We start from the raw sequence: 12,174 nt of genomic DNA on the forward strand, positions 1-12,174 counted from the left end.
CGACTTCTAGCCAGTTTTCATATGGGCCATTCTCAAGGCCAGCTCAACGGCCTCTTCCGGGTCATCGGTCACGTAAACCCTCACATTCCTCTTGTGGTCGAAGTAACCGTCAGACGCAAGCCTCGCCAAGAGGTCGCTCCTGTACCCTGTCCCCGTGAGAACTACGACAGGAACGCCAAGGTTGTAGGCCATAAGAGCCTCTATCATCGTACCAACGCCACCACCCAACACCACAAGGACATCTGCCGAGTTCACGAGAACGGCGCTCCTCTCAACAGGATCCATTCCCGTCCTCACCCGAATGGCGTTGAACTCATTCCCTTTATCCCTGAAGGGGAGTATCCCGACAACTGTGCCTCCTCTCTTCGAGAACTCCTCGCTCACAACCTTCATTATCCCTCCTCTGCCACCCGTCAACAGAACGACATCTGTTGGCAGGGCCCTTGCAAAGGCTCTCGCCTTTCTCTCGGCCTCTGGAAGGAGTTTCTCATCACTCGAACCCGCTATCGCCACCTGAATCATCCCAGCAACCCCCTCAGTGCGGGAATAAGATTTATGGCAAGCAGAAGCACGCCAACGGCCATTATCGAATACCTGAGGAGTCTCGCTACGGTGCGCGGCAGGAGGGCCTTAAGGATATCATCAACCATCCTACCGCCGTCGAGCGGGATAATTGGGAAGAGGTTCATTAGGCCTATGCCAAAGTTAAGGAGGTATATCCAGTAGAAAGCCGAGAACAGAGCTATGAGAATACTGTCGAACCCTATCTTCGACCGCACATGCTGGGCAGGGTATATCCCTATATACCCTTTTCCAGGCTTCTCGGGGTGCTCCCCCAAGGTTATCCGCAAATCGAGCCGCTCCCCATTCCTTAGAACCGTCAGCTCGAGGGTTTGACCGGGCCTCGTCGAGTTCATGAACTCGAAGAACTCCTCTATTCGTTCCATCGAGTGACCGTTTATCGCCACGATGACGTCCCCCTTTTGAAGGACGCCGTCGGCCGGTGAAGACGCCACAACTCCCTGGACCTCGACGCCAGTGGGGATGAAGGCGAGGGCCACGGCGTTCATAAGCAAAGCCGCGAGGAAGGCGACAAGGATATTTGCCATCGAACCGGCTGCGTAAACGCGAAGCTTGCTCCCGAGGGGAGCCTTGTTAAGGGCCTCCTCATCAGGTTCAACGAAGGCTCCCGGAATCACGAAGAGCAGAATGAAACCGACCGACTTAAGCCGTAGTCCTTCAGCCCTCGCCACAAAGCCATGGCTTAGCTCGTGGACAACCATCACAACGGCCAGCGCTATGAGGCCATACCACAAGGGAATCGTGACGCCCGGGATTACGGGAACGACACCAGGCATTGCCTCAGCCTTGGGCCTCAGGATCTTTATGGCCAGCGTCAGCAGGGTGTAGAAGACGTATATCATGCCCACGAAGCCGACGACAACGCCCAGAGTCCCATAAGCCTTCCAGAAGCGAGCGTGGGATGTTCCCACTCTATCTATAAAGTCCAAGAAGCGCCTCGTCCTCCAGATGAGCTGAAATGGGGCAACCTCGATGCTCTCCCACTCCCGACCCCCGAGAGCGTAGAGGAGGTATACAATCGCCCAGAAGCCGATGATTAGTCCGAGTATCATGATGACAGTTGCCAATCACCTCACCGGGGGTAGGATGAGTGAACCCAGCTTAAAAACCTAGTGCCCCAAAGCCCTTTAAGGCCTTAATCCTCAGGGGCCAAGGGGGGCGAGGATGGGGACAAACCTAAGGGAGGTTCACAAACTCCTTAATAGGATGTGGGAGGGAATCTTCAGGCTCAGAGAAGAACTAAAGGAAGAGCTGACCGGGTTTACGGTGGAGGATGTGGAAGAGGTGTTCAACGCCTACATCTATATAGACGGTGAATGGAGGGAGATGAAGTACCCCCATCCGGCCTTCGCCCTGAAGCCCTATGGAGAGGTCGGGGCAACCATCCAGGGATTCTACTTCGTCTTCGCCTTCGAGAGAGAGGCCATTTCCAAGGAGTTCGTCCGGGACTTCGTGAGATCCTTCAGGAGGGCCTTCATCTACGGGGCCGAGAACTTCCTAGAGGACTTCTATAACCACGAGAGACCGAAGGATCCAGAAGAGGTTTTCGAGGACATGATGAGGACCAACGAAGAAGTCTTCAACTTCGAGGTCGATGTAAGCCTCGACGAGAGAGAGCTTAAGGAAGAACTGAAAAAGTTCATAGAACTCGCAAAGAGGCACGACCTGCTCGGGTGATGGCATGTACCTCGAGGCCTTCCCGGAGGAGTTACAGCGATACTATCGTGGGCTTTTCGGAGCCGAAGCAGACGAGATCATGAGAGCTCTAAGAGAACCTGTCGAACACTACTACATCCGGGTGAACACCCTCAAGATTAGCAGGGAAAAGCTCATGGAGGAGCTAAAGAGGGAAGGGCTAAGCCCAAAGAGGAGCCCCTACCTGCCAGAGGGCCTATACTTCGAGAGGGAGGGTCCCAACTTCCCCGATGACTATGATCCGGAGCTCCCGACGGTGGTAGTGAATAAATACGCGGCGGAGAGCGTCTATCAGGGAGCCATGCTCTACGCTCCTGGCGTTTTAAAGGCAGATAAAGGAATAAAAGAAGGAGACGAGGTTCAGATAAGGGATCCGAGAGGCCTTCTCGTTGGTATTGGAATAGCGAGGATGGATTACAGGGAGATGGTTATGGCGACGAGGGGCCTCGCGGTGGAGGTAACCCTTCCAAAGTTCAAGCTTCCAAGCCTCAGCGAGCTGGAGAGCTTCGAGAAAGGGTATTTTTACCCCCAAAGCCTCCCCTCCATGATAACTGCGAGGATCCTTGAGCCGAGCGAGGAGGACTTAATCATTGACATGGCGGCCGCTCCCGGTGGTAAGACGAGCCACATAGCCCAGCTACTCCAGAACAGGGGCGAGATAATAGCGATAGACAAATCGGAGAACAGGCTGAAGAAGATGAAGGATAACCTGAAGAGGCTCGGCGTGAAGAATGTTAGACTAATCCACATGGATGCCAGGAACCTTCCGGAGCTTGGGGAGAAGGCCGATAAAATACTCCTCGACGCGCCGTGCACAGCCTTGGGCGTTAGGCCAAAGCTCTGGGAGACGCGGACCCCAAAGGATATAGAGGCCACCGCCCGCTACCAGCGAGCCTTCATCTGGGCGGCCATAAAGAGCCTCAGGAAGGGCGGTGTTCTAGTTTACTCTACATGCACCCTCAGCTATGAGGAGAACGAGGGCAACGTAAAGTTCATGCTCAAGAAAGGCCTAAAGCTCGAGGAGCAGTCGATATTCATAGGGGCCCCAGGGATAGGCCTCGATAAGGTCCAGCGCTTCTATCCCAACAGGCACAGGACGCAGGGCTTCTTCATAGCCAAGCTCAGGAAGGTGAGGGAATGAAGAGGAAAGTGACCCTAATCCTTGGCCTGGCAATTCTCCTGGGCCTCCTCTGGTGGGCGGGAATAGGGGAGACCATGGATATCCTCAAAGGTGCCCAGCCCTCCTACTTCCTTCTGGCCGCAGGAATGCAGGCGATAGCTCTTCTGGCTTGGGCCGTGAGATGGAGGACGTTCTTAAGGAGAGCCGGCGTTCACGTTGACTTCCTAAGGGTTCTAGAGGGCGTCATGATAGGCATCTTCGTGAATAATCTGACGCCAGGTGCAAGGACGGGAGGAGAACCCGCGAAGGCATACTTCATCTCGAAGAGGTCGAACGGGAGCTACCCCCAAGTCTTCGCGACCGTGATGGCCGACAGGGTCCTCGACGTTATACCTGTCGTCGTCTTCATGTTTTTAGCCTTTAACTACGCTCTCAAGCTAAGAATCGGGCTCCTTCTTACGGTGCTGATAGTGTCAATAGTCCTCATAATCATTGCCCTCAGCCTGACACTTGCCTTTTCCGTCCATGAGGGGGCCGCCGTCAGGCTCCTAATGTTCATCGCAAGGCTCGTGAAGAGAATATCTCCGGCGAAGCTTTCCGAGGCTGATGACGTGATAGAGGGGAAGCTTAGGAGGGCCATCTCGGAGTTCAAGAGAACCCTTCGGGAGCTAGGGAAGGATAAAGGAGGACTCATTATCAGCCTCCTCTGGTCTTTCACGCTTTGGAGTGCCTCCGTCCTAAGGACATACTTCGTGTTCCTCAGCATAGGGTATGAGGTTCCTCTCGCCTACGTCCTCCTCGTTCAGATGGCCGCCATGGCGATAGCCATGATGAGCGTGATACCGGGCGGGCTTGGAGTTAACGAGGCAGTCCTCTCGGCACTATTTTTAGCCTTGGGAATTGAGAAGAGCATTGCCGTCTCTGCCACAATTCTCGACAGGCTGATCTCCTTCTGGATACCGACGCTGATAGGAGGAGTCCTAACGCTCAGGCAGGGAGCCCCCCATTGATATCCTCAAACTCCTTCCTAAGAAGTGCCAGCTCCCTCTTGCCTAGCGTCTCGGGATTCACCACTATCACGAGCTTCGCCCCGCGGAGAAGAAGGTTGTCCTTGAGATTAACGAGGAACTTGAAGACGGCATTGAAGCCGTTGTAGAGGATAAGATACTCTACGCAGTCAACAATAACGGCGGCGTTCTCGTTCTCCGTGGCAAACCTAATCGCGAGGTCGCCGAGGACGTGAAGGGCCGTGGGAGGAATGCCCTTCTCTCCAGCCCCCGTTACCCACACGATTTTGACGCCATCAAGACCCTCGTAGAGGTCAGGAGAGCGTGTTATTGCGAGGATTTTGGTGGAATCATTGAAGAGCCTTAAAGCATCCTGAGGTGTTTTCCCGAGATAGGCTGCCTTAGAAAACTCTCGCTCTGGTCCCACGGGATAGAAGAATCCCTCCATCCTGAGCAGGAACTTAACGAACGTCAAAACTATACCCACCGTGAAGACTACATGGCCCACAATGTGGATTGTGGTGTAATGGGGAACCGAAATAAAAAGAACCGCTATATCGATTGCCCGAACGATGGCCCCAATCACGAACATCGCCAAGCCGGCTAGGAAAAGCTTCTTGAACTCACCCGGTGCTCTTCTATATCTGAAAAACGTGAAAACGGCCATCGAAAGGAAAGCCAAAAAGAGAACCAGCCTATACACCAAAGCCACCACGCTCACCATACAACCTCGACCTCGTCCGTCCTGAACTTCTGCTTGACGACCGTGTCCTCCAGCCTGAACATAACTCCAGCCTTAAACATCCTAAGCCCCGTGTAAGCTATCATAGCCCCGTTGTCCCTGCAGAGGTCGTAGGGTGGGACGAAGAAGTCCACGCCGCGATCCTCGGCCATTATCTGGAGCATCTCTCTTAGGCGGTTGTTTGCGGCAACGCCGCCAACAAGAACTACCTCCTCCTTCTCCGTGTGGGCCACTGCCCTCTCCGTGACCTCGACGAGAGCGGCGAAGGCCGTCTCCTGGAAGGAGTATGCCAGATCCTCAACCCTATACTTCCCGCTCTTGAACTTCCTTATGGCCTCAGTCAGCAGACCGGAGAAGCTCAAATCCATGCCCTTGACGGCGTAGGGAAGCTCTATGTAGCGCTCGCCTTTCCGGGCCAGCTTCTCTATCTTCGGCCCTCCCGGAAATCCCAGGCCAAGCTCTCTTGCGAAGACGTCAAGAGCGTTGCCGATGCCTATGTCGAGCGTCTCGCCAAAAACGCGGTAGCGACCTCCCTCCAGGGCAAGAACTTGAGTGTTCCCACCGCTTACGTATAGGCCAACCGGATCCTTAACGCCGAACATCTTCGTTATCTCGACGTGAGCTATGCAATGGTTCACGCCGACTATCGGCTTGTTATATCTTATGGCCAAGGCCCTTGCGGCAGTTGCCACCACCCGCAGGGCGGGCCCTAGGCCTGGTCCCTGGGAGAAGGCTATCACATCGATGTCTTCCATCGTGACGCCAGCTTCTTCGAGAGCTTTCCTCAGAAGAGATTTCATTAGCCTCGCGTGATGCTCGGCGGCCTCCTTCGGATGAATGCCACCCCTTTCAGTTGTTAATGTATCGAATACGTTTGCAAGAACCTTTTCTTCAGTCACTATACCAAGGCCCAAAGTATGGGCAGTGCCCTCTATTCCGAGCGCTATCATAGGACCCCGGTGGTTCGGGGACAACGTGATTTTTAAGTTTTGCCACCGAATTTTTAGCGTTCTGACGAATTTTTTCAACCAAAAATCATTTAACATGGTTTCCCCATTTGGGGAGCAGAGGTGGACGGGATGATAAAAGGGAAACTGAGGAAGCTCGTTAAAATGGAACTGAAGAAGATGATTCTCTACCCTCTCATCGTCTTCGCTCTTGCCCTTCTTGTGTTGGCCGCGAACTACGCGATCACCGGAAGCATAGTGAAAGAGGGCATCGAGCTGAAAGGAGGTTCCGTCATAACACTCCAGGGAGTGAACGCAAACCCCGATGAGCTTGCCAATACCCTCAAAGATAAGACGGGCATTGACGTGAAAGTTGAGAGATTCACGGGGATAACGGGTGAAACGGGAATAAGGGTTTACATCCCAGCAGGCGCTGACGTCGATGCCGTGAGGGCAGTTCTAAAGGAGCTCTTTCCTACCGTCGAGCCGCAGACCGTGGTTATAGGACCAACCTTCGGTCAGATGGTTAAGGAACAGGGAATAAAGGCCATAACCTACGCCTTCATCGCAATGGCGGTCGTTGTGTTCCTCTTCTTCCGCGTGCCCGTGCCTTCCCTGACAGTCGTCTTCTCGGCCCTCTCTGACATGGTTATCGCAATAGCTCTCATGGACATATTCGGCATAGAGCTCAGCCAGGCAACGATAGCTGCCCTCCTCATGCTCATAGGCTACTCCGTTGATAGCAACATCCTCCTCACGACCCGTCTATTAAAGAGGAAGGAAGACACCATAGAGGATGCCTACTACTCCTCCCTGAAAACCGGGTTCACGATGAGCACAACCACGCTTGGCGCGCTCATATCTCTCTGGCTCTTCTCTACCGCACAGGTTATAGACGACATAGCCTCCGTCCTTATATTCGGCCTGCTCGCCGACTTTATGAACACGTGGATACTGAACGCCGGCGTTTTGAGGTGGTATATTGCCAAGAAGGGGGGTAGAAAATGAAATGGAAGCGCTTCTTTCTGAATCCCAGGATCCTGCTCCTCATAATCGTGCTTATAGGTTCCATAGCTTCCCTCGCCGCGAGAGGGCTGACCTTCGGCCTTGATATAAGCGGCGGTATATCGATCACCGTCAGGCTTGAGCAACCTGTTGACCCCGACACCATGGAGCAGGTAAGGATAGCCCTCGAGCAGAGACTGAATGCCCTCGGTGTTAAGGACATAACTATAGAACCGTGGGGGAATCAGTTCGTCCTAGTGAAGGTCGCCAACGTGACGGAAGAGGAAGCTAACCAGCTTCTCGAGACGATAGAAAGGCAGGGTGTCTTCTATGCGGAGTTCGAGGGGGTCGTGTTCGCGACCGGTAAGGACATCCTTAGCGTGGGAAGTGTAAACTACGATCCCCGAGAAGGGGCGTGGGTCGTCCCCTTCCGACTTTCCCGTGAGGCTGCCGAGAAGTTCGCCGAGCTTGCCAAGGGGAAGGCCGGGTACCCGGTGGATATGTTCCTCGATCCGCCAGTAAACTCCACCATCGTGGTCTCCAAGGACATTTACAACGTCATGACCTCGGATACTTTCACGATGGCCGGAGACATGACGCTCCCGGAGAGAATAAAGAAGGCCTTCAACATAGACATCGTTGTTTACGAGAACCAGAGCGCCGAAAATATAGCGGAGCTCGCTAAGGGTAAGAGAAAGGTCATCTTGATGGGCGTAGATAGAGAGCTATACAACCAGCTCAAGGAGCTTGGCGTCAATGTAGAGCTCAGAACTCCCTCCTCCAACCAAGACACCGCCGATTTCATAAGGAGCGTTCTCAGGCTCTACGGCCCCTATAGGGTATCGGCCGGCCTCGCGACTGGACAACCAAGCACCGAGGTCATGATATCAATAGGAGGGAGCCAGACGGACGTTAAAGCCAGGAACGACGCCCAGATAGTTGCCGTCGTCCTCAGGAGCGGTTCCCTCCCGGTGAAACTTTCAATTGAGAGAATTGACTACGTATCGCCAAGGCTCGGTGAGGGCTTTAAGAGGCAAGTCCTAGTGGCAGGCGTTGCGGCCCTTCTCGTTGTCGGCCTGATAGTTTACCTCCACTACCGCAGGCTTAGGATAGCCCTCCCCGTTATGTTCACCAGCTTTAGCGAAGTTCTAATAATCCTGGGAGTCGCCGCCCTAATCCGTTGGAATCTCGACCTCCCCAGCATAGCGGGAATAATAGCGGCCATAGGAACGGGTGTCGACCAACAGATAGTCATAACGGACGAGCTCCTCGGTGGAGAGGAGAGAAAGAGGATAGTGAAGAGGAGTGGTGTCCTGAAGAGGATGGGAAGGGCCTTCTTCATAATCTTAGCCTCGGCAACGACCACCATTGTGGCAATGAGCTTCCTCTTCAAGTTCTTCGTTGGAGGACTCAGAGGCTTCGCCTTCACGACGATACTCGGCGTCCTCATAGGTATTCTAATAACGAGGCCGGCCTACGGCGAGATGGCTAAAGTTCTCATAGGAGAGAGGAGGTGAAGGAATGTTCGTCATAATCATGGGAGCAGGTAGGGTCGGAACGCTAGTTGCCAGAATGCTGGAGAACGGCGGGCACGACGTCACGATAATCGAGGCAAACAAAGAGAGGGCGAGAGAAATTTCGGCAGTTATTGCGGGGCTCGTGATAGAGGGAGACGCCACGGACCAGAAGACGCTGGAGGAAGCTAATGTTAAGCAGGCGGACGTTTTTGCCGCTCTCACAGGCAGGGACGACGCTAACATTCTCGCCTGCATCCTCGCCAAGCATATCAATCCCAAGATAACCACGATACTTCGCATAAGCGACCCGAGAAACAAAAAAGTCTTCGAGGAGGTCGAGGACCTGAAGAGGTACTTCGACATAGTCATTAGCCCAGAAGAGACAGCGGCCAAATATATATTCAGAACCATCGTGACCCCTGGCTTTGACAGGGTCCTTTTCCCGAAGGAAGGGGCCGAGATAGTTCAGTTTCAGATAACAGAAGAGTGTGCCGTCGCTGGGAAGCCCATTAAGGAACTTGGACTTCCCAAGGATTCTCTTATAGTAGCCGTTTATGACGAGAAGGATTCCCTGACGATACCTTCTGGTGATACAAGGATTCCAAATAGGGGAACGGTTGTCGTGTTCGCCAAGAACAGCGCCCTCCAAGAAGTGAAGAGGGTGTTCGAGGCAAAGAAAGGAGAGGAGGAATGAGCAAAAGGTTATAAACCCTCGTTGTTAGACCCCGACGTCCCATTTCATCCTCATAAAAGGGGATGGTCATGATGGAAGATGTCATCAAGGCCATAGTCGAGGCGGAGAAGGAAGCTGAGAGGAGGATTGAGGAAGCTAAGGAGAGAGCAAAGGCCATCGTCAGGGAGGCGAGAGGGGAAGCTAAGAAGATAGAGGAGGAGATACTCAAGGAGGCCGAGAAGAAGGCTTCCGAAATCATCGAGGCCAAGAGGAGAGAAGGGGAGGAGGAAGCACGGAAGATTAAGGAGGAAGGGGAGAGAGAGTTGGAGGAGCTCAAGATAAGGGCCACTGAGAACCTTGAGAAGGCCGTCGAAGAGGGCGTAAAGCTCATCAGAGGGGTCTGAAATGTTCAGGCCCGAAGAGATGGTCAAGATAGAGCTCATAAGCCTCAACCGATACAAGGATGCCCTCCTAACTTACCTTCATGAGAAGGGCGTCGTGGAGCTCAGGGAGGTCAAGGTTGAGGGTGTCCAGAGGGACGCTCCCAACGAATTCTACCGGAAGGCCACCTCCTACAGCATAGGCCTATCAAGGCTCGTAGATACCCTCAGAACCCACCTGCCCGGGAAGAAGGGAGGCCTCAAGGAGTTCTTCTTCCCTCCCGAAAAGCGTAGAAGGAAATACCGCTATAGGGGGATAGAGGCCCTCGTGAAAGACGTGGAGGCTTTTCTCTCGAAGGTTGAGCTCGAGATAAAGGGCATTGAAGGAAGGATAAGTGCCATAAACAACGAGATAGCGGCCATAAAGGAGGATATCGCGACCCTTGAGACACTTTCAGCCCTTGACATAGATGTCGAGTACCTGAGGCCCAGAAGAATGCTGGAGATAGAAGTCGGTCTCGTGGAGGCGGAAAGGTACCCTTCACTAATTGAAGATCTCAAGAAGGCTCTGGAAGGCCGGTTCGTTCACGTTGAAAGATCCCTTGGACCTAGTGTCCTCCTCATCATAGCATTCCTCAAGAAGGATGCGGATAAGGCCATACCTATACTGGCTAAGCACTCCTTCGAGAGGCTTGAGATTCCAGAGGGCACTGGGAAGCCGAGAGAGCTGATAAGGAAGCTCAAAGAGAAGTTAAAGGAGAAAGAGAGGGAGCTCGAGGAAGCAAAAAAGGAAGCCCGGAAGCTCGCCGAGAAGTACTTTGACGACCTAGTCTTCTACAAGGAGCTCATGGACAACGAGAGGGATAAGGGCAACTTCCTCGACCACCTAGCGAGAACTGATATGACGTTCGCACTCGTCGGATGGGTCCCCAAGAGGGATGTTGATGAGCTGCTGGAGGGCATAAAGAAGATTACGGAGGGCAAGGCCTACGTAAACGTCAGGGAGCCAAGTCAAGAAGAGTTAGACGACGTTCCGATAAAGCTCAAGAATCCCGATATCTTTAAGCCCTTCGAGATGCTCACGGAAATGTACGGCGTGCCAAAATACAACGAACTCGATCCCACCCCGATACTCGCCTTCACCTATTCCCTCTTCTTCGGCTTCATGCTCACGGACTTCATGTATGGCCTCATAATAGCTATAATCTCAGCCCTGCTCATAAAAGGTCATTCCAAGCTCAGGGACGGCGTCTGGAAGTTCTCGAAGATAATGCTCTGGAGCTCCATCTTCACCATGGTCCTCGGCATGGCCTTTGGCAGTTACTTCGGAAACGCCCTCGAGATGGCGGGCATTAACGTCCCCAAACTTCTCGACACAATGAGCGAGGCCCTTACAGTACTCATAATAGCCCTAGCGATAGGTCTAGCCCACCTCTTCACAGGTTATACCCTCGGCTTCCTCGTCAAGCTCAGGAACGGGGACAAGAAAGGCGCGATACTCGAGCAGCTGCCTTGGATGCTCATCATAGTGGCCATCGTCCTCTACGCCCTCTCCCTGAAGACGCCGGTGCCAGAGGTCATTATCAAGGCCATCTTTGGGTTGGGCATAATACTCTTCGTCGTCGGCGAGATTGTGAGCAATGGCGGCCTGGCGGCGCTCCTGCTAATCTCCGACTTCTTCGGCTTCATCGGTAACTGGCTCAGTTACGCAAGGCTCATGGCCCTTGCCCTCGCCACCGCGGGCATAGCCTTGGTCGTCAACATTATGGTAGGCATGATATGGCCCTTCAAGATTGGACCTGTGCCCCTTGGCATTCTCCTGGGGCTTATAGTGTTCGTGGGAGGCCACATATTCTCGACGGCGATAAACGCCCTGGGAGCCTTCGTTCACGCTCTTCGCCTACACTACGTTGAGTTTTTCGGAACCTTCTACTCGGGCGAAGGGAAGAGGTTCGAGCCCTTCGCCTCGAGGAGAGAAGTCTCGGAGTTGGAGCTGGAAAGCTAACGGAGGTGGTAATATGGAGCCGATAGTTTATGTGGCCCTCGGAATGGCCCTTGGTGCTGGAATAGCTGGAGCCGCTTCCTCCTTTGGAGTCGGAATAGCGGGTGCTGCTGCAGCAGGCGCCGTTGCCGAAGACGAGAAGAACTTCAGGAACGCGCTGATACTTGAGGGTCTGCCAATGACCCAGAGCATCTACGGACTCATCACCCTGTTCCTCATAGCCCTGACCGCCGGGATCATAGGGGGTGGCTTTAAGTTCGCCGAGGCAACCACCGAGAACATCATCAAGAGCGCCATCCTCTTTGGTGCTGGCCTCACCGTAGGTTTAACGGGCCTCTCGGCCATCCCGCAGGGGATTATAGCCAGTGCCGGTATCGGAGCCGTCAGCAAGAACCCCAAGACCTTTACCCAGAACATAATCTTTGCGGCCATGGCCGAGACGATGGCCATCTTCGGTCTCGTCGGAGCCATAGTCCTGATAATGAGCATCCGCTGACCCACCAA

Annotated in this window: 13 protein-coding genes; 9 read left to right on the top strand and 4 right to left on the bottom strand. The window is 53.7% G+C overall.

Annotated features, from left to right (window positions below; translation table 11 throughout):
• Window positions 1-6 precede the first annotated feature (6 nt).
• Both PYCH_RS07630 and PYCH_RS07635 read right to left on the bottom strand, forming a co-directional pair.
• Complete coding sequence (locus PYCH_RS07630) at window positions 7-522, bottom strand: TIGR00725 family protein (RefSeq protein WP_013906280.1); 516 nt, start codon at window positions 520-522, stop codon at window positions 7-9.
• Complete coding sequence (locus tag PYCH_RS07635; protein WP_013906281.1) at window positions 519-1,634, bottom strand: site-2 protease family protein; 1,116 nt, start codon at window positions 1,632-1,634, stop codon at window positions 519-521. Before PYCH_RS07635 ends, PYCH_RS07630 begins: the two co-directional genes overlap by 4 nt.
• A 112-nt stretch (window positions 1,635-1,746) precedes the next feature.
• On the opposite strand from PYCH_RS07635, the gene PYCH_RS07640 reads away from it, so the two are divergent.
• The 3 genes from PYCH_RS07640 to PYCH_RS07650 are packed head-to-tail and all read left to right on the top strand — an operon-like array spanning window position 1,747 to window position 4,407.
• On the top strand, window positions 1,747-2,259 hold the full coding sequence (locus tag PYCH_RS07640) for a DUF3201 domain-containing protein (RefSeq protein WP_013906282.1): 513 nt from the start codon (window positions 1,747-1,749) through the stop codon (window positions 2,257-2,259).
• Window positions 2,260-2,263: 4 nt separating this feature from the next.
• Window positions 2,264-3,418 (top strand): RsmB/NOP family class I SAM-dependent RNA methyltransferase, encoded by a 1,155-nt coding sequence (locus PYCH_RS07645; RefSeq protein ID WP_013906283.1) that lies wholly within the window; start codon window positions 2,264-2,266, stop codon window positions 3,416-3,418.
• Window positions 3,415-4,407, top strand: a complete 993-nt coding sequence (locus PYCH_RS07650) for a flippase-like domain-containing protein (RefSeq protein ID WP_013906284.1) — start codon at window positions 3,415-3,417, stop codon at window positions 4,405-4,407. Before PYCH_RS07645 ends, PYCH_RS07650 begins: the two co-directional genes overlap by 4 nt.
• Here PYCH_RS07650 and PYCH_RS07655 read toward each other — a convergent pair.
• Together PYCH_RS07655 and PYCH_RS07660 are read right to left on the bottom strand one after the other, a co-directional pair.
• Window positions 4,385-5,107, bottom strand: a complete 723-nt coding sequence (locus PYCH_RS07655) for a DUF835 domain-containing protein (RefSeq protein ID WP_013906285.1) — start codon at window positions 5,105-5,107, stop codon at window positions 4,385-4,387. The two genes, PYCH_RS07650 and PYCH_RS07655, sit on opposite strands and share 23 nt — an antisense overlap.
• A gap of 14 nt (window positions 5,108-5,121) precedes the next feature.
• Window positions 5,122-6,096, bottom strand: a complete 975-nt coding sequence (locus tag PYCH_RS07660; protein WP_013906286.1) for a bifunctional N(6)-L-threonylcarbamoyladenine synthase/serine/threonine protein kinase — start codon at window positions 6,094-6,096, stop codon at window positions 5,122-5,124.
• A 129-nt stretch (window positions 6,097-6,225) separates the two neighbouring features.
• Here PYCH_RS07660 and PYCH_RS07665 point away from each other — a divergent pair, with 129 nt between their 5' ends.
• The 6 genes from PYCH_RS07665 to PYCH_RS07690 all read left to right on the top strand — a co-directional run bounded on the left by PYCH_RS07665 (window position 6,226) and on the right by PYCH_RS07690 (window position 12,166).
• Entirely contained in the window at window positions 6,226-7,101 is an 876-nt protein-coding gene (locus tag PYCH_RS07665) for a protein translocase subunit SecF (protein WP_013906287.1), read from the top strand.
• Window positions 7,098-8,615: a preprotein translocase subunit SecD gene (locus PYCH_RS07670; protein WP_013906288.1), complete on the top strand. Its 1,518-nt coding sequence runs from the start codon at window positions 7,098-7,100 to the stop codon at window positions 8,613-8,615. The genes PYCH_RS07665 and PYCH_RS07670 overlap by 4 nt, the downstream gene beginning before the upstream one ends.
• Before the next feature lie 4 nt (window positions 8,616-8,619).
• Complete coding sequence (locus tag PYCH_RS07675) at window positions 8,620-9,309, top strand: potassium channel family protein (protein ID WP_013906289.1); 690 nt, start codon at window positions 8,620-8,622, stop codon at window positions 9,307-9,309.
• A 71-nt stretch (window positions 9,310-9,380) separates the two neighbouring features.
• On the top strand, window positions 9,381-9,692 hold the full coding sequence (locus PYCH_RS07680; protein ID WP_013906290.1) for a V-type ATP synthase subunit H: 312 nt from the start codon (window positions 9,381-9,383) through the stop codon (window positions 9,690-9,692).
• A 1-nt stretch (window position 9,693) separates the two neighbouring features.
• Window positions 9,694-11,673: a V-type ATP synthase subunit I gene (locus tag PYCH_RS07685; RefSeq protein WP_013906291.1), complete on the top strand. Its 1,980-nt coding sequence runs from the start codon at window positions 9,694-9,696 to the stop codon at window positions 11,671-11,673.
• A gap of 13 nt (window positions 11,674-11,686) precedes the next feature.
• A complete protein-coding gene (locus PYCH_RS07690; protein ID WP_013906292.1) occupies window positions 11,687-12,166 on the top strand; it encodes a V-type ATP synthase subunit K in 480 nt (159 codons plus the stop codon).
• The last annotated feature ends 8 nt before the right edge of the window (window positions 12,167-12,174 follow it).

The sequence above is a fragment of the Pyrococcus yayanosii CH1 genome (assembly GCF_000215995.1).
GTDB lineage: Archaea > Methanobacteriota_B > Thermococci > Thermococcales > Thermococcaceae > Pyrococcus > Pyrococcus yayanosii.